Source organism: Psychrobacter sp. KFRI-CH2-11, from assembly GCF_038239325.1.
Taxonomy (GTDB): Bacteria; Pseudomonadota; Gammaproteobacteria; order Pseudomonadales; family Moraxellaceae; genus Psychrobacter; species Psychrobacter celer.
The window spans coordinates 1,866,931-1,885,693 of the sequence record NZ_CP151283.1 but is presented as its reverse complement, the minus strand read 5'-3'; the positions used below and the strand labels follow the sequence as shown (position 1 = coordinate 1,885,693).

Below are 18,763 nucleotides of genomic sequence, written 5' to 3'. Positions count from 1 at the left end.
CTGTGATTCTTGGCGTAAGTTAGAACGTGTTCTCATTTTAAAAAGGGTGATAAATAAACCGAGCCCTAACAGTATTACGGGTTAACACCTAATTTTCAGTAGCGGTTTTAACCCGTTATGTTGAGAAGTCGTTATTTGATTAGGGACTTGAGTTATTGAACGTCAGCGACTTTGATGACGGTTTTACCAAAGTTTTCACCATTGAGCATTTTGACAAAAGCATCCGGTGCATTGTTTAAGCCGTCAGTGATGTGCTCTTTGGTTTTCACCGCGCCTGATTCTACCCATTTACCCATAGTCTCCAAGAACTCTGGGAAATGATCGCCGTACTCTTCAAAGATAATAAAACCTTTGACCGTCAAGCGTTGTCTTAAAATCAGACCCATCAGCATACCCAAGCGGTCTTTACCCTCAGGCAAATCCGTGGCGTTGTACTGTGATACCAGACCACATACAGGGATACGCGCATGGGCGTTGAGTAGGGGCATCACCGCGTCAAATACTTTGCCGCCGACGTTTTCATAATAGATGTCGATACCATCTGGGCAGGCATTTTTTAATTGCTCGGCGAAATCATCGGCTTTGTGGTCGATACAGACATCAAAACCTAGCTCCCGAACTGCAAACTCACATTTATCCGCGCCGCCTGCGATACCGACCGTACGCAGTCCATACTGATTGCCTACTTGTCCGACGGTGGCACCGACAGGGCCGGTGGCCGCAGCAACGACGAGCGTCTCGCCTTTTTGTGGTTTACCGATATCGGTCAGACCCATATAGCCGGTAAACCCTGGCATACCAAGTACGCCCAGACCGTAAGAGGGATTTGCCATATCTTTGTCTAGCTTGACCACGCCTTCACCATTACTGACGCTATAATCCTGCCAACCTGAATTGGACACGACCAGGTCGCCCGCGGCAAAATTGTCGATATTGGACTCGACCACTTGTGCAACTGTGGCACCCATCATTACATCACCCACTTCTAGTGGATCGGCATAGCTTTTGGCGTCGCTCATACGTCCGCGCATGTAAGGGTCTAGTGATAGATAGACGGTGCGCAGTAGCATTTCGTCATCTTTGGGGGTTGGGATATCGCTGGTTGCCATATCAAAGTTTTCAGGTTTTGGCTCGCCAATTGGGCGGCTGGCCAATTTAATCTGACGGTTTGTTGTTTGATTTTGTTGGGCATCAAAGCTCATTTTAAGCATCCTTTTTTGTTATTGATTGATGGTTTTAGATCGAGCAGCCAATAAACGGAGCATGGCTGCCGATAGTTATTCACTGATTATGAAAAGACCATTAAGCCGCGCCAGTTAGCGCCCGCTCTAAGATACGACGTGATACCGTTAAGTCATTATCTTTATGCTCACCCAGCTTTACCATATTATGAGCGTCAAGCTGCTGGATGATCGGGTCAATCACTGACTCATCGAGCGCGGCATCTGCGAAGCTGACAGGTAAACCAAGGCTACGGAAAAAGTCCTCGGTATATACAATAGCAGTTTCGATAATGCTGTCATCGTCTTGTTTTGTATCAGTATTGCTGTCGATGGCCCAAACGTTACGAGCGTATTGAAGCAGTTTTTCTTTTTTGCTGTCTTTGAGCTCACGTAGTACAGATGGCAGTAAGATAGTCAGCGTGCGGGCGTGATCGATACCATGTAGCGAGGTCAGCTCATGGCCGATCATATGCGTTGTCCAGTCTTGTGGTACGCCAACGCCGATAAGACCGTTTAGCGCCATGGTTGCTGTCCACATGATGTTTTTGCGGGTTTCGAGGTTTTCTGCATCGGCTTTTACCGCCTGACCTTCTTCGATCAAAATCTTTAACAGGCTCTCAGCAAACGCGTCTTGCACCTTGGCATTGACAGGGTAGGTGAGATACTGCTCCATCACATGGACAAACGCATCTGCCACCCCATTCATCACTTGGCGCTCAGGCAAGGTGAGTGTTTTGGTCGGATCTAAGATAGAAAAGCTAGGATAGGCAAGCGGGTTGCCAAATGGTAGCTTGGCCTGACGATCACTGTGATTGACCACGCCGCCTGAGTTCATCTCTGAGCCAGTCGCAGGAATGGTCAATACTGCGCCTAGCGCCACTGCTGAGTCTATATCTTTGCAATAGCTGGTCAGCGCTTCCCACGCCTGATCTCGTGAGACCGTACCATCTTGCGTGGTCAAAGAAGACACAAGGGCGACAAACTTACTGCCATCAATCACTGAGCCGCCGCCAACGGCAAGCAAAAAGTCGATGTCATGCTCATTGACCATATCCGCCGCTTTTAGCAGGGTGTTAAACTCTGGGTTTGGCTCAATACCGCCAAACTCAAAGATATCGCGCTGACCGTTGGCTTTGAGCGCTGTTCTGACTTCATCCAAGGTGCCCGTGCGCTCAGCTGAGCCGCCGCCATAAGTGATGAGTACGCGAGCATCTTGCGGGACAAGCTCTGATAGCTCTTTGATTTGCCCTTCACCAAAGACGATGCGTACGGGATTGTAGTATTGAAAGTTATTCATAAGGTTCCTCAGTTAATGTTGTTTATCTGATAAAAAAGACAGCGATAAAAAGACAGCAAAAATAAAATCACTTATCTTTTACGATGGCGCACATTGTACATCAATTAGACCGGTCGTCTAGAGATGTTTACAAAAAACACTTATAACTCAGAAATCTTATTTACTCAGCTTACTCAGTGCAGGCAGGCTGGCCGTCGGGTGATATCGATATTTACTCAAACAAAGACGACGATAAGCGGTGGGCTTAGCGTCCCATTTGTGAGGTGGTCATTTGCCATACTTCTGCCAGTGGTGTGTTGGTTTGACTGGTTTTAGCGATTAAGCTGGCACCAAGCCACGCAAAATACCAGCGTTTTGCCATACTCTCAGCAGCGATATTCTCAGGGCGGGGCACCGACTGATCTGCCCAGCCAGCTTTGATTTGCTCAGCCAGCCAACTAATGGTTTGTTGATAGCCGGCGTTTAGGGCAATACGCATCGGCTCAGACAAATCAGCGACTTCGGCACTGAGCTTGACCACAAGGCACTTTTCGTGATCGCAGCCGTTTTGCTGGGTGTCATACCAGTTTTGAAAATAATCATAAAGCTTTTGTTGTGCGTTACTGTGACGACGACCAATGGTATCCAAACGCGTTTTATAATTAACAAAATAGTGACTGATGATGGCTTCACCGAAGGCTTCTTTTGACGTAAAGTAATGATAAAACGAGCCTTTCGGGACGCCAGCGGTGTCTAGTATTTGTTTGATACCCACGGCGGTAAAGCCTTTTTTGGCAATGAGCTGGTAGCCGACATCGAGCAGGTGAGTTTTAGTATCAGGAGGGATGGTCGTTGCATTGGCAGACGTTAAGTTGGTAGACATAGGGAGATGTCCTCTTATTATAGGGTTTGAAAGAATTAGGGTAAACATTGGCTACATTAGTCAGTGATTATATGACGGTGAGTCTTGTAGCCGTCATGCTACGATAGGGGGCTTCCCTTTATTATATATTATACGTTTTATTGATATATGTTGTGACGCTCTCAGGGATAGGCTCGTTACGTTTATTCAACACAGCAGAAGGCAAGATACGTTTCGTCACTATATTGGCTATGGTAGCATTAGACCAGTCGTCTAGCAAGTTGCTACTATTTTTACTACTTTATTATATAAGATAAATAAGGATAATCATGTCAACCAATACCAATAATCAAATCGGTCAAAACCTGTATGAGGATTTTCATCTACAATACATCGCAGGCGAATGGCAAAGCGGCCAAGATGATAGTGTCAATACCGATGTCAATCCATATAGTGGCGATACACTGGTGGAGATTCAGCAGGCCACCAAAGAGCAGCTCGACACCGCCTATCAAGCAGCACATGCGGCACAAAAACACTGGGCGCAGCAAACCCCAGCCGAGCGAGCCGCTGTCTTGTATAAAGTAGTCAATATTTTAGATCAGCGCCAAGAAGAAATCGTAGATTGGCTTATCAAAGAGTCGGGCAGTACCCGTATCAAGGCGATGGTAGAGTTGGGTAGCGCGCGAGCGATTACGCTAGAGGCGGCTACATTTCCCAATCGTGTCCATGGCCAGATTCGCCCATCCAACACCGCTGGTAAAGAAAACTTTGTATACCGTGAGCCAATCGGTGTCGTGGCGGTGATTAGCCCGTGGAATTTTCCGCTTCATTTGACTCAGCGCTCTATCGCTCCTGCGTTAGCCCTGGGTAATGCTGTGGTGCTCAAGCCTGCCAGCGACACGCCAATCACCGGTGGCTTGCTGCTCGCCAAGGTATTTGAAGAAGCAGGACTGCCAAAAGGCTTGCTGAACGTCGTCGTCGGTGCAGGCGAAGAGATCGGTGATGCCATCGTCACTCATGATATTCCAAGTTTTGTGTCATTTACAGGCTCGACCTCGGTCGGTAAGCATATCGGTGAGCTGGCCAATGGCGGCGACTATATCAAACAAGTTGCGCTAGAGCTGGGCGGTAACAGTCCGTTTGTGGTCCTAAAAGATGCTGATATCGAGCAAGCGGCAAAAGCGGCTGTCTTTGGTAAGTTTTTACATCAAGGTCAAATCTGTATTGCTATCAACCGCATCATCGTCGAAGATGACATTTATGATGACTTTGTGGCGCGTTTTTTGGCGCATGTTAAGACACTAAACGTCGGCGATCCAAGCCAAGAAGATACGGCAGTTGGGCCTATTATCAATAAAAAACAAGTCAAATCGCTAAAAGAGAAAATCGCCAAAGCCCAGCAACAAGGTGCCAAAATGCTATTAAGCGGCGAGATTAAAGGACAGGTGGTGCCGCCGCATATCTTCACCGAAGTCACCCGTGAGATGGACTTGTCGCGCAATGAAGTGTTTGGGCCACTGGTCGGTATCATTCGCGCCAAAGATGAAGCAGATGCGTTGTCCATTGCCAATGACTCGATGTATGGGTTGTCTAGCGCCGTCTTTACAGCAGACATGCAAAAAGGCCTGCGTTTTGCGCGCGGTATTCGCGCAGGTATGACACATATCAATGACATCTCGGTCAACGATGAGAGTAACGTGCCCTTTGGCGGTGAAAAGAACTCAGGTATCGGCCGCTTTAATGGTGAATGGGTGCTCGAAGAATTTACCAGAACGCACTGGATTTCTATGCAAAACGAGCCGCGTCAGTACCCATTTTAATTGCTTCATGCGCCGTGCTTGCTCAATGAGCGCAAAAAAAAGACCGCCATCAGTGCGGTCTTTTTCTGTTTAGGATAAATGAAAGGTATAATAAGCGAGAGGTATGATAGCTGAGATTAGCGAGAGTGAAAGCCGAGTAACGCTTCAATCTCTTCGACCGTCATTTGTCTGACAAGTGCCTGCTCTTCTACCGATAGACGGTTGGTATGCTCTTTGATCATTGTATAAATGCTACGCGAAATCTCAGAGGTCGTCGCATAGTACATTTGAGGTTGTTCTTTGGTAAGGGTGGTCAAAAATCTGTTGATGATTTTGCGTTTTTCGTCCGCTGCATGTTCTTCAGTCATAATAGTCTCCTAGAAGAGAACCATTTAAGCAGTCGGGGATATGAGAGTCAATAACAGGAGTGTAATAGTCGCTGTCACTATCACTATATCTATCACAACCTCTATATCTGTTATAACCTCTGTTATGACAATGGATAAATGACTTTTTAACAATGGTATTGTATAAGCTATAACATTCATTTAATATGAATTTTATAGCGCTATCTTTTAACTTTATATTAAGAAGACAGTTATGCACACTATCAAACTACCCAGCAAACCGCCAAGCTCGCTGCACCCCATACTCAATTTGAGCTTTCGTGTTTTCTTTAGTGGGGCGGCATTGTTTGCTGTCATCATAATGGCGTTGTGGGCGTTGGTGTTTACAGGCCATACCGATATTGATGCGCAGGTATTAAACCCGCTGTACTGGCATGGTCATGAGATGGTCTATGGGTATGCGCTGGCGGTGGTGGCAGGGTTTTTGTTGACAGCGGTGAAGACGTGGACTGGGGTGATGATGCCTTATGGTTATCGGCTGCTGGGTATCTTTATGTGTTGGCTGCTGGCGCGTTTAAGCTGGCTGGCGTTTGGACTGGGTGTGACGGTGACTGGCAGTAGTGTCGTGTGGTTGTACGCGGCGGCCGCGTTTGATCTATTGTTTGTGGGGCTGATGGCCTTGGCGGTCTTTCGCGCGGTATTACAGGTCAAGCAGTACAAGCAGATGGGTATCTTAGCCAAACTGGCATTGCTAACGTTGGGTAATGGGCTGTGCTATTGGGGCATTATCAGTGCGGATATGAGTATGACGAAACTCGGTATCTATCTGGGATTTTACTTAATTATCGGCTTGGTGTTGACCATTGGTCGGCGCGTGGTACCATTCTTTATCGAGCGCGGTTTGAGCGTGGCGGATGCTAATGGCGTCAAACAAACTGTGACCTTGCGCAATAGTAAAAGCCAAGATATCGCAAGCCTTTTGTTCTTTTTGGCGTTTTTTATCGTGGATTTGTTTTATCCTAATAAGTATTTGCTGACTGTGACGGCGCTTGGAGTGGCAGTGGTCAATATCATACGTCTTGTGGGCTGGTATCATCGCGGCATTTGGCAAAAGCCGTTATTATGGTCGTTGTATATTGCGTTTTTGGGTATGTGTCTGAGTTTTTTACTGTATGCACTGCAGCCATGGCTCGGTTATACTCATAGTATTGCCATGCATGGATTGGCGATTGCAGGTATCGGTATGATGACAGTAGCGATGATGACGCGGGTATCACTTGGACATACAGGACGCAATATCCATCAGCCGCCGAGGTCTGTCACTGTCATGTATGTGCTGATGGTGCTGGTGTTTATTAGCCGTGTGTTGTTACCGCTGGTTGATATGAGTCATTATCTGCTATGGATTATGGTTGCTCAAGGGGCGTGGATAGCTTGCTTTGTATTATTTTGCCTGAGTTATCTGCCGATGCTGGCACGCCCAAGACCCGATGGCCTGTTTGGATGATGCTGCTTAGCTACTGACATTAGAATAATGCCAACGGGCTAACAACTTTATGAGAATAAGTGAACGATAAGATGCGATTGACCAATTATAGTGATTATGCGCTGCGCTCGTTGATTTATCTGGCGGTGAGACCCACGCCTGAGACATTGGCAAACATCAGCGATATTGCCAGTAGCTATCATATTTCAAAGAGTCACTTGACCAAGATTATTCATCAATTGGGTCAGCTTGGTTATATAGAGAGTGTGCGCGGTAAGGGCGGCGGCATTCGACTGGCTGTCGCGCCAAAGGACATTAATTTGGGTGTACTGATCAAACAGATAGAGCCTGATTTTGATTTGGTTGAGTGTTTTGCCACGCCGGCACCTAGTGAAGCGCGCCAGCCGCGCTCAGCAGGATTGCCGATTACCCTTATCGCTGCAGAAGGCGCGGACAGCTCTAAACCGGTAGGCTGTGTGATTACGCCCGTATGTCAGCTTAAAAGCGTGTTTTTTGAGGCGTTGACGGCGTTTGTCGGGGTGTTGGAGAGATATACGCTGGCTGATATCATCGACAATAAAGACGAGCTGGCGACTGTTCTGTTTCATTAAACGCGTTTTTATGAAAAGCAGTTTTGTTGATTTTATCTTCTATGAGTCACTGTTTTATTCGAAAAGAGTGCACCAAAAAGGGAGCGCGCTTAAAGCGGTTCCCTTTTGCTGTATAGTAGATTCAATTTAAAAATGTTATAGCGCTACTGGTATAAATTTTTCTTGCGTGCTGTATACACAGAGGCTGCGAAAAATTCATCCCAGTAGCGCTTTGGAACTTATGACAGTTTTGTTTTCAACTGACTATATCCTACTTATATTTCAAACTAAGCCTAATTTCAGACTAAGCCTGTTCTAGCTTTGGTCGTGCTTTATCGATGGCTGTTAGTAGTGCCTTTTCAAACTCGCCCTCATTAAACCTCACCAAATAAGAGTGCGCGGCACAAAAGTTGCGTACATCGCGCCATTCGTGAGCCAGATTGGTCGCCCAGTCGCAGTATGTTTTTCCTGCGTTCGTCTCATTTTTGAGCGCTTTTTTGGTGGTTGGGTGCAGCAGTAACTCAGGAAGCACTTTTTCTAACAACTTGACGGGAGGACTCATAAAAGTATCATCGACGTGCAAGCTTTTGCTGGCCGGATGATAGGCGAGCAGTGAGCCTGCATGTATCATCTCATTAGGTGAGATGTAATGGATGCCTTGTGAGAGAGAAAACTGTAACTCAGGATAGCGCTTGGCGACTGCCTCGCTTTCGACCAAATCATCCGCCCACTGTACGTCGGGGACTTGTTTGTGATGGCGGCGACTGCCATAAAAAGTCGCCTGCGGAAAGTCTTTGGCCATTTGCGCGCAGCTGACGGTATGAAACGGATGGACGTTTAGGACGGCTTCGACATCTTGCCCCTGATTGGTCAAGGCCATCACTTCATCGCGCACGTCGCCTGTCAGCCCATAGCTGTCTAAAAAAATAAATTTGCCTGAGTCTAATTGCACCAGTGAGCACTGCGTACCGATATTGAGCACGCCGCCCAAACGAAAGGTGCCGCGTATGTTCCAAAACCCTGCACCCAAATCATGAATTTTATCTGACATATGGTCTTCCTTATAATGAAAATGATGTAAAAAAACGATAAACGTAAAAAATAGCTAAAATGTCGCCTCTAATAAAAACATCAAAACCAGCGGTAAAAAAAGCATCAAGGTCTACAAGAGTGCTCAACACGACTTAACAAGTATTAGGTCTTTGCCGCCCAAAGTCTGTTATAAAAAAGATAGCAGCAATGTAGATATGTAAAAATAAGGACACGCTCTAGATTTTGTGATTAAACTCTTTTTATCATGAAGTGGCGCGCCGCTGTGCTAAAATCCTTCAACTGACAAGTTTTCTAAAAGCCTTTTTTCTACGCATCGGCTTATAAGCATTGCTCCATAAACATTGTTTTTTTAGATGTTGTCTTTTAGGCATTGTTTTTACATGTTGTCTTGTAGGAGTGATCGTATAAATACTTCATTGTTCAAAATTGCTCAAAGCTTGCTATGTATGTCGTCGATACTGCAAGTTGTCAAGTAAATCACCTATCTTATCTATCACCGACGTCTGGCTTGTCTCAGCGGCGTCCAATACAGTTAGCACTATTTTGAAACCAATACATCATACAACAAGTCGCAACGTCGCCGACGCTCACCACTCAAACGGCGAGAGAGCATATCACGCAAACATGCCACACCATTCGCCTTCGTGGGTATTAAAGCTGACCATGGGGCTTATCGGCATGTTTGCTTTTTTGCAGGTCTATTCTGTGCAGGCTATCTTGCCAGTGCTTATCACAGACTTTGCTGCCACGGAAGTGCAGGCGGGTATGGTGGTTGGCGCGACGGTACTGGCGATTGCGATTATGTCGCCCTTTTTGGGTATGCTGTCTGATGCTGTCGGCCGCAAGGTGTTTATTGTTGGTGCTTTATTGTTTTTGGCGATACCAACGGCGCTTATCGCCCAAAGCCCGAGCATCGGCTGGATGGGGGTTTGGCGGTTTTTGCAGGGGTTGTCTGTACCCGGTATCACGGTGGTGACGATTGCTTATATCGGCGAGGAGTTTGAGGGGCGTGCGGTCACAGAGCTGATGTCGTTTTATGTATCAGGCTCTGTGCTCGGTGGCTTTATGGGCCGGTTTTTGCTGGGGCATTTGCATGAGCTGATCGGCTGGCGTGCAGGCTATTATGTGATGGCAGCGATGACGCTACTTGGCGCTTTATGGGTTACGAAGATGCTGCCTGCGTCGCGGCAGTTTGTGGCCAATCCAAACTTTCGCTCGGCGATACAGACGCTCGGCGAGCACTTAGTCAATCGTTACGTGGTGACTTCTTGCTTATTGGGCGCTTGCGTGCTGTTTTCGTTGGTTGGCTGTTTTACCTTTATCAATTTGCACCTTGCAGATACGCCTTATGAGCTGAGCACTGGGGCGCTTGCCAATATTTTTGCCGTGTATTTACTGGGGGTGATCATCACGCCGCTTTCTACCACATTGCTGCGCCGCTTTGGCTCAGCGCGTACGGTACGCGTGGCTGTGGTGGTCTCTATGCTTGGCGTACTGCTGACATTGGTCGCGCCGCTTTGGGGCGTGGTGATTGGGCTGGCGGTGATGTCGTCAGGAGTGTTTATTACCCAGTCGGCGACCATCAGTTATATCGCGGTCAATGTCAAAAAAGGCCGCTCTTTGGCGTCGGGTCTATATTATATGGGTTACTATGCAGGTGGCACGCTGGGTGCATGGCTGGGCGGCATCGCCTATGCGCGCGGGCAGTGGTCGCTGACGGTGTGGCTATTATTGTTTGTACAGGTTTTGGCGTTATTGGTCGCCAGTATGGGGATGATTAAGACCAAGCCGCACGCCGCGTAAATCTCTTGTTGAATAGCGGCAAAGCAGATAGGCGGGGTACGCAGCCCTACGGTTAGCGCTCTTTACATGAGACCGCTTTACATGGCATGGCTTTTTTCTTACTATCAATCAACAGTCTTCATACTTCATATAGTTAACCTATTTTAAAATAGGCACTTATTTAGAACAAATACTTGGCTGACAAAGGTTTGGCATTGACTTTTCAGTAAGAAAAAATAATAACAATCTGGATGTTTCATGCTTTACTTATAAGTATCTGCTATCCACAAAAACGAAAGACAAGGACGTTACATTTATGTCAAATATCTATCACAGTGCACCTGCTGCTTATGACTATCCATTGCTTGTCAAACAGCTTCTTAATCGTGCTAAGACGGTCTCGCTCGAGCAAGAAATCGTGTACGCAGATAAACAGCGATTTACTTATCAAGAGTTGTTTACGCGTATCAATCGCTTAGCCAATGTGCTGGCAGACCTCCACTTAGATGCAGGCGACGTGATTGCGGTCATGGACTGGGACAGCCACCGCTATCTTGAGTCTTATTTTGCGATTCCGATGTCAGAGTATATCTTACAAACGGTCAATATCCGCCTATCACCAGAAAAAATCCTCTATACCATCAACCACGCCAAGCCCAAAGTGCTGTTGCTCAACTCTGAGTTTGCGCCGTTGGTCAAAGACTATCAGTTTGAAAACTCCAGTATCGAGCATATTATTTGGCTAGATGACAATGGGGTGTCGTATGAGGGCGTGTTTGGCGGCAATCAAAACCGCGTCACAGGGGAGTATGAGGCACTGCTGGCAGCGGCTGATAGTGAGTTTGATTTTCCAGATTTTGATGAAGACACCATCGCCACGACTTTTTATACCTCAGGTACGACAGGCGATCCAAAAGGCGTGTTTTTTAGCCATCGTCAGCTGGTGTTGCATACGCTCACAGAAGCAGCGACTTTGGGTATGTTGCCCAACAAGCAAGGCGTCAGCTACGGCGATGTCTATATGCCCATGACGCCGATGTTCCATGTGCATGCGTGGGGTTTTCCGTTTACCGCCACCATGGTTGGCCTAAAGCAAGTTTATCCAGGTCGCTATGCCCCCGACAGTCTGCTGGATTTGATAATCAACGAAAAAGTCAGTGTCACCCATTGTGTACCGACGATTTTACAAATGGTGCTAAAAGAAGCACAAGAACGCGAGGCCAGTTTCAATGGTCTAAAAATGATCATCGGCGGCTCAAGACTGACAGAGGGTCTGGCAAAGGCTGCGTTAGCACAAGGCATCGAGGTCTATACAGGCTACGGTATGTCAGAGACAGCGCCTTTGATTAGCCTGACGGCGTTTAGTCTTAATGAGCCTGAAATGAGCGAAGAAGAGGATGTTGCGCGCCGCTGTATGACGGGTAAACCAGTACTGATGGTCGATGCGCAGATATGGGGCGAAAACAACCAGCCAGTAGGCACAGGCAAAGATAAGACAGGCGAGCTGGTACTACGAGCGCCGTGGCTAACCCAAAGCTATCTAAAAAATGACGATGCTGGCAAAGAGCTGTGGGAAAACGGCTATATGCACACTCAAGATATCGCATACATACGCTCTGATGGCTATATCCGTATCACTGATCGTCTAAAAGATGTGATCAAATCAGGCGGTGAGTGGATATCATCATTAGAGATTGAGACGATTTTGTCGCTGCATCCAGCGGTGGCTGATGTCTCGGTGATTGGGGTGCGTGATAAGCAGTGGGGCGAGCGTCCGCTGGCGTTGGTTGTCCTAAAACCTGCCTGCCAAGATACTAAAGTCGAAGATATCAAGGCCATCGCAGAAAAAGCAGTCGAGCGTGGTATCATCCCCAAATATGGCGTCCCAAGTCAGTTTAAGTTTGTCGATGATTTGCCAAAAACCTCAGTCGGAAAACACGATAAAAAAGTCATGCGAGAGATGTACGCCGATCAAACAGAGGTTTGATAGACAAAAATGGGCAGCCATGATGCCCCTGCCTATGCTAAAATATCGATGAGAATATAGGCATAATAGTTGACCTTTATCGATTGCTCTGCTACATTTTAAACCGATACATAACGTATCGGTTTTTTAGTTCTGGTAAGGATGACCAGTACCTCATTTAGACATGTTGTTATGATAATGTCTGATAAGGCCCTATTGCCCCACCTATCGTCACGCTAAGGACAGCTATTATGAGCGACACCATTCAAACTCCTATTGCCACTCAAGAGTCAGCCACCAATATGGCCGACAGCGCCTCTCAATTTGCAGATATCTACCACGCCTCAATTCATGATCGAGAGCAGTTTTGGGCGGAGCAAGCAAAGCGTATCTATTGGCACAAAGAGCCTGAGCAAATCCTCGATGACAGCAATCTGCCCTTTGCCAAATGGTATGTCGGCGGCGAAACCAACCTATGCTATAACTGTGTCGATCGTCATCTAGCAGAGCGTGCCGAGCAAGATGCTTTTATTTGGCTGTCTTCTGAGATTAACCAAGAGCTGATAGAGACTTTTCCTGCCATTGTTGATGCGTTCAAGGACTTGGGTAACCATGTCGAGCTATATACCGATTATGCCAAGCGCCGCCTGACCTACAATGACCTTTATAAAGAAGTCAATTATTTTGCCGATGTGCTGCAGCGTCATGGTATCGGCAAGGGTGACCGCGTCATCATCTATATGCCGATGATTTTAGAAGCCGCTTATGCCATGCTGGCTTGTGCTCGTATCGGTGCGGTGCATTCGGTGGTATTTGGTGGCTTCGCCGCGCATAACCTCGCCATTCGTATGGATGATGCTGAGGCAAAAATGGTCATCACTGTCGATGCAGGTCTACGCGGCGGTAAAGTGGTTAATTATAAGAGTTTGGTCAATCAAGGTGTGGCGCAAGCCACGGTCAAGCCCGAGCATGTATTGGTGGTCAATCGCGGGGTGCTACCATTTGAGCCGCAAGCCGTCGATGTCGACTATGCCGAGCAGCGCCGCATTAGCTGCGAAGCCAATGCCATTGTTGAGCCTGTGTGGCTAGAGTCCAACACGCCATCTTATTTGCTTTATACCTCAGGTACGACCGGTACACCCAAGGGTGTGCAGCGCGATACCGGCGGTCATGCAGTCGCCCTGACCACTTCGATGGATTATATCTATGATGGCAAGGCAGGCGAGACCTTTTGGGCGATATCAGATATCGGCTGGGCGGTCGGGCATTCTTATACCATCTATGCACCATTGCTCGCTGGAATGACTAGTGTGATGTATGAGGGTCTGCCGCATCGTCCAAACCCAGGTATCTGGTGGCGAATCGTCGAGGCCAATAAAGTCAATATCTTATTTACCGCACCGACGGGTGTGCGTATGCTCAAAAAGCAAGATGAGACATGGATGACGCGCTATGATGTCTCAAGCGTCAAGTCGTTTTTCTTAGCAGGCGAGCCACTTGATGAGTCAACAGCCAATTGGCTGACCAAGCACTTAGGCGTTCCGATCTTAGACCACTATTGGCAAACAGAGTCCGGCTGGCCGATTTTGAGCAACACGCCCAAGTTCAATCACAAACCGCACAAGCAAGGCTCACCTGGTTATCCCATGTATGGCTATGATGCTCGCGTTCTCAACGAAGAGACGGGCGAGCCATGCGCGGCAGGCGAAAAAGGCTTGCTGGCGATCAGTGCACCACTACCGCCTGGCTGTCTCACCACCGTATGGCGCAACGATGAGCGCTTTATGAGTAGCTATTTTGGCTTGTTTGATGGTCAGCAGTACTCAACATCAGACTATGCAGTCACTGATGAAGACGGCTATTTTTATATCTTAGGGCGTACCGATGATGTGATCAATGTCGCCGGTCATCGTATCGGTACCCAAGAGCTGGAAGAGGCCATCAGCACCCATCCTGAGATGGCGGAGTGCGCGGTCGTCGGTATTGCAGATGAGTTAAAAGGCGAGCTGCCGATCGCTTTTTGTGTGTTAAAAGATCATGAACAAGTGAAAACGACCGAAAACCGCTTTCGCATTGAGCAGCAGGTCATCGGCGCGGTGGTAAAATCGCTTGGCGGTATCGCAAGACCGGCAGCCATTTATTTCCCGCAAGCACTGCCAAAAACCCGCTCTGGCAAAATCTTGCGCCGCGCTATTCGTGCCTTAGCAGAAAACAAGCCCACCGGCGATATGTCGACACTCGATAACCCAGCTGCAATCGATGCAGTCAAACAATCTATGCAGGATTATTAGGACACGCCCGAATCTTCTCTTATGGCGGCTTGCCCAACAAATCAAAATACCGCTTAAAAACCAAAAAGCTCATGCTCGCTCATGGGCTTTTTGGTTTTTGATGATAAGAAAATGCAGATAGCCAAAAATCTTAGATAAAAGTTTGATAAAGCCCTTGACCCTAAAATTGTTTTATTGCTATAGTCAATAACGATACAAAATAAATCATTTTAAATTATTTATTAATCCATAAAAACTTCTGGTTTTTTATCCCTTTTAAGTATAACTAGACACCTCGACATGGTCGTCTCGCAGACAAGATAAGGATATCTTATGCACCACGTTCAGCAGCTCATCAATGGCCAGTTTGTAGACTCTACTACCAACGAGTGGATCGATATCACCGATCCTGCTACCCAAGAGGTCATCGCCAAAGTGCCGCAGACCACAGATGATGAAATCAATCAAGCCATCGCCGCGGCTCAAACAGCCTTTCAAACATGGCGCAAAACACCCATCACCACGCGCGCACGTATCTTTTTAAAATACCAGCAATTGATTCGCGAGCATATGGATGAGCTGGCAGAGACTTTGACAGCAGAGCAGGGCAAAACCATCGCTGATGCGCGCGGGGATGTGTTCCGCGGTTTAGAAGTGGTCGAGCATGCTGCAGGTATTGCCAACCTACAAATCGGTGATTTTGTCGAAAATGTCGCTTCAGGCGTTGACACTTATAGTATCTGGCAGCCGCTTGGGGTTTGTGCGGGTATCACACCGTTTAACTTCCCAGCGATGATTCCGTTATGGATGTTTCCGATGGCGATTGCCACGGGCAATACTTTTATCCTAAAGCCATCTGAGCAAGACCCGATGGTGACCATGCGTCTGGTAGAGCTGGCCGTCGAAGCTGGTGTCCCTGAAGGTGTGCTAAACGTCGTACATGGTGGTAAGGCCACAGTTGATGCCATCTGTGATCATCCAGACATCAAAGCGGTGTCGTTTGTCGGCTCTAGCGCTGTGGGTAAGCATGTCTATGAGCGTGCTAGCCAATCAGGCAAACGTGCCCAGTGTATGATGGGCGCAAAAAACCACGGCGTTATCTTGCCAGATGCTAATAAAGAGCAAACGCTCAATCAGCTAGCGGGCGCAGCCTTTGGGGCAGCAGGTCAACGCTGTATGGCGCTATCTGTCGTGGTGCTGGTCGGTGCGGCAGGCGAGTGGATCGATGACATAAAGGCCAAAGCCGAGAGCCTAGTGGTATCTGCTGGTAAAAACGATAAGGATTTGGGGCCACTGATTTCTCCTGCAGCAAAAGCACGCGTTGAGCATCTCATCGGTACAGGGGTAGAAGAAGGGGCGAGCTTGCTGCTTGATGGTCGTGGTATCACGGTTGAAGGGTTTGAAAAAGGCAACTTTGTAGGGCCGACTATCTTTGATAATGTCACAAGCGACATGCAAATCTACAAAGAAGAGATCTTTGGCCCTGTGCTGTGTATCATGCGCGCCGATAGCTTAGATGAGGCGATTGAGCTACTCAATGCCAACCCACATGGCAACGGCACCGCTATCTTTACTCAATCAGGGGCCGCAGCACATAAGTTCCAGCAAGACGTGCAAGTCGGACAGATCGGCATTAACTTGCCAATTCCTGTGCCACTACCGATGTTCTCATTCTCAGGCTCACGCGCCAGTAAACTCGGTGATTTGGGTCCTTATGGCAAACAAGCAGTGCAGTTTTATACCCAAACCAAGACGGTTACAGCGCGCTGGTTTGATGACGAGGCCAGCCGCGGGGTCAATACCACTATTTCGATATAAGGCCTTAGTCTGTGTCATTGCGGTATAGTGTCTATCTTGCTGATTGTCGCCATGTGTATTTTTGCCATGCAAGCATGTGTCGATGACGTTATACCGCTGTTATACTGTATAACCCGACATTTTATGACCGATACTGTATCATGACCGATACGGTATCAATCATACCGTTAACCGACGTTAAAACGGGCACGGCTGACCCATTTTTACTCTATTTGTAATGCATGCACAAGGATGACCCCATGGATTTTTCATTGACCGACGACCAGATCGCCTTTCGCCAAACCGCCAAACAGTTTGCTCAAAAAGAGCTCAAACCAAACGCCGCTGAGTGGGACCGCACCTCAGATTTCCCAGTCGATGTCATCAAAAAAACTGGCGAGCTTGGTTTTTTGGGGCTGTATACCAATCCAGAGTATGACGGCCTTGGGCTACTGCGCTTAGACTCCGCCATGGTGTTTGAGGAGCTGGCATGGGGCGATACCGCGGTCGCCGCTTATATGAGTATTCATAATATGGCAGGCTGGATGATCGGTGAGTATGGCAGTGATACTCTGTGTAAAAAATATCTACCAAAGATGGTCAGTGGTGAGTGGCTTGGCAGTTATTGCTTGACCGAGCCCAATGCCGGCTCGGATGCGGCCTCACTACGCAGTAAAGCCGACAAGCAGGGCGACTATTATGTGTTAAATGGCGAAAAGACCTTTATCTCGGGCGCAGGCGCGACCGATGTACTGGTCGTCATGGCACGAACAGGCGCCGCCGGTCCAAAAGGTATATCAGCGTTTGTCGTCGATGCCCATAGCGATGGCATTGAGTACGGCAAAAATGAGCACAAAATGGGCTGGAAAGCACAGCCCACACGCACCATCAGTTTTAAAGATGTCAAAGTCCCAGCCGAAAATCTAATCGGCGAGGAAGGCCAAGGTTTTCGTATTGCGATGAAAGGCTTGGACGGTGGACGTATCAATATCGGTATCTGTGCGGTCGGTACAGCGCAGTCGGCGCTTGAGACCGCGACCAATTATGTGCAAGAGCGCAGTCAATTTGGTAGCCCGATTGCCAGCCTACAGTCGGTGCAATTCAAGCTTGCTGATATGTTGACTCAGACCATTACCGCACGGCAAATGCTGTATCTGGCGGCCAACAAAGTCGACAATCAAGACAGCCAAGCATCGACCTATTGTGCGATGGCAAAGCGTCTGTCTACTGATCTTTGTTTTGATGTGGCCAATCAAGCACTACAACTGCATGGTGGCTATGGCTATCTCAATGAGTATCCGCTTGAGCGTCACGTGCGAGACTTGCGCGTCCATCAGATATTAGAAGGCACCAATGAGATCATGCGCGTGATCGTCTCGCGTCAGCTGATGCAAGATGATGCGCTGAGCCAGCTACGCTAATCTTGGTATTGGGTTTTTAGGACGTGTCTTCATTTCAAAAATGGTGATAAAAATAAAGGATTACTTATGACGGATTACACCAATCTCAACCTAGCTATTGATGGTCACATCGCCACCGTGACACTAAATAATCCACCTGCTCATACGTGGACGATGGATAGTCTGCCCGCGCTCAAGCAGTTGGTGACCGATCTTAATGCCAATGATGAGGTATATGCCCTAATCATTCATGGCGATGGTGAAAAATTCTTTTCAGCAGGGGCGGACCTAAATAATTTCTCAGACGGTGACAAAGGCCGAGCCATCAGCATGGCCATTGCTTTTGGCGAAGCGTTTGAAGCCCTGTCAGCTTATCGCGGCGTGAGTATTGCAGTCATCAACGGCTACGCGATGGGCGGCGGGCTTGAGTGCGCGCTGGCCTGTGATATCCGTATCGCAGAAGCACACGCCCAGATGGCACTACCAGAGACGGGTGTGGGGCTATTGCCTTGTGCTGGTGGTACACAAAATCTGCCGATGCTGGTGGGTGAAGGCTGGGCCAAGCGTATGATATTGTGCGGTGAACGCGTCGATGCCGAGACGGCCTTGCGTATCGGTTTGGTTGAGGAGGTCGTGGACAAAGGCGCAGGACTACAAGCAGCACAAGCGTTGGCAAAAAAAGCTGCCAAACAGTCTCCTGTTGCCGTCAGTTATTCTAAAGCCCTTATCCAAGCAGCTAGACATAACCCGCCTGCGCAAAACCTCATCCATGAGCGCGAAGCATTTGTAAAGCTGTTTGATACCAACGATCAGCGCGAAGGCGTGCAAGCGTTTTTAGAAAAACGTCAGCCAACTTGGCAAAATAAATAAACGCCCAAGACCGTATTGATAAAACGCCCTAATATTCAT

14 protein-coding genes are annotated in these 18,763 nt (G+C 47.9%); 9 read left to right on the top strand and 5 right to left on the bottom strand.

Annotation, left to right across the window (positions count from 1 at the left end):
• Positions 1-152: 152 nt before the first annotated feature.
• The 3 genes from AADH33_RS07780 to AADH33_RS07770 all read right to left on the bottom strand — a co-directional run bounded on the left by AADH33_RS07780 (position 153) and on the right by AADH33_RS07770 (position 3,382).
• Positions 153-1,202, bottom strand: coding sequence for an NADP-dependent oxidoreductase (locus AADH33_RS07780; protein ID WP_348548508.1), 1,050 nt, complete (start codon positions 1,200-1,202; stop codon positions 153-155).
• 100 nt (positions 1,203-1,302) lie between these two features.
• Entirely contained in the window at positions 1,303-2,520 is a 1,218-nt protein-coding gene (locus tag AADH33_RS07775) for an iron-containing alcohol dehydrogenase (protein WP_348548507.1), read from the bottom strand.
• Positions 2,521-2,764: 244 nt separating this feature from the next.
• Entirely contained in the window at positions 2,765-3,382 is a 618-nt protein-coding gene (locus AADH33_RS07770) for a TetR/AcrR family transcriptional regulator (RefSeq protein ID WP_201585738.1), read from the bottom strand.
• A 308-nt stretch (positions 3,383-3,690) separates the two neighbouring features.
• Here AADH33_RS07770 and AADH33_RS07765 point away from each other — a divergent pair, with 308 nt between their 5' ends.
• The gene (locus AADH33_RS07765) at positions 3,691-5,184 is read left to right on the top strand and encodes an aldehyde dehydrogenase family protein (RefSeq protein ID WP_348548506.1); all 1,494 of its coding nucleotides are present in this window, start codon (positions 3,691-3,693) and stop codon (positions 5,182-5,184) included.
• 116 nt (positions 5,185-5,300) lie between these two features.
• Here the strand turns inward: AADH33_RS07765 and AADH33_RS07760 are convergent, their stop codons facing one another.
• Positions 5,301-5,531, bottom strand: coding sequence for a hypothetical protein (locus AADH33_RS07760; RefSeq protein ID WP_100749732.1), 231 nt, complete (start codon positions 5,529-5,531; stop codon positions 5,301-5,303).
• Between the two features lie 232 nt (positions 5,532-5,763).
• On the opposite strand from AADH33_RS07760, the gene AADH33_RS07755 reads away from it, so the two are divergent.
• Both AADH33_RS07755 and AADH33_RS07750 read left to right on the top strand, forming a co-directional pair.
• Entirely contained in the window at positions 5,764-7,017 is a 1,254-nt protein-coding gene (locus AADH33_RS07755) for an NnrS family protein (RefSeq protein ID WP_348548505.1), read from the top strand.
• A 71-nt stretch (positions 7,018-7,088) separates the two neighbouring features.
• On the top strand, positions 7,089-7,607 hold the full coding sequence (locus tag AADH33_RS07750; protein WP_348548504.1) for an Rrf2 family transcriptional regulator: 519 nt from the start codon (positions 7,089-7,091) through the stop codon (positions 7,605-7,607).
• A 283-nt stretch (positions 7,608-7,890) separates the two neighbouring features.
• Here the strand turns inward: AADH33_RS07750 and AADH33_RS07745 are convergent, their stop codons facing one another.
• The gene (locus AADH33_RS07745; protein ID WP_075100978.1) at positions 7,891-8,637 is read right to left on the bottom strand and encodes a hypothetical protein; all 747 of its coding nucleotides are present in this window, start codon (positions 8,635-8,637) and stop codon (positions 7,891-7,893) included.
• Between the two features lie 626 nt (positions 8,638-9,263).
• Between AADH33_RS07745 and AADH33_RS07740 the strand changes: the two genes are divergently transcribed.
• The 6 genes from AADH33_RS07740 to AADH33_RS07715 all read left to right on the top strand — a co-directional run bounded on the left by AADH33_RS07740 (position 9,264) and on the right by AADH33_RS07715 (position 18,724).
• A complete protein-coding gene (locus AADH33_RS07740) occupies positions 9,264-10,442 on the top strand; it encodes an MFS transporter (protein ID WP_348548503.1) in 1,179 nt (392 codons plus the stop codon).
• A 295-nt stretch (positions 10,443-10,737) separates the two neighbouring features.
• Entirely contained in the window at positions 10,738-12,408 is a 1,671-nt protein-coding gene (locus AADH33_RS07735) for a fatty acid--CoA ligase (RefSeq protein ID WP_348548502.1), read from the top strand.
• Positions 12,409-12,638: 230 nt separating this feature from the next.
• Entirely contained in the window at positions 12,639-14,678 is a 2,040-nt protein-coding gene (locus tag AADH33_RS07730) for a propionate--CoA ligase (protein WP_075100975.1), read from the top strand.
• Between the two features lie 312 nt (positions 14,679-14,990).
• Positions 14,991-16,475 (top strand): CoA-acylating methylmalonate-semialdehyde dehydrogenase, encoded by a 1,485-nt coding sequence (locus AADH33_RS07725; RefSeq protein ID WP_348548501.1) that lies wholly within the window; start codon positions 14,991-14,993, stop codon positions 16,473-16,475.
• A 239-nt stretch (positions 16,476-16,714) separates the two neighbouring features.
• On the top strand, positions 16,715-17,875 hold the full coding sequence (locus AADH33_RS07720) for an acyl-CoA dehydrogenase family protein (protein ID WP_348548500.1): 1,161 nt from the start codon (positions 16,715-16,717) through the stop codon (positions 17,873-17,875).
• 66 nt (positions 17,876-17,941) lie between these two features.
• Positions 17,942-18,724: an enoyl-CoA hydratase gene (locus tag AADH33_RS07715; RefSeq protein WP_348548499.1), complete on the top strand. Its 783-nt coding sequence runs from the start codon at positions 17,942-17,944 to the stop codon at positions 18,722-18,724.
• The last annotated feature ends 39 nt before the right edge of the window (positions 18,725-18,763 follow it).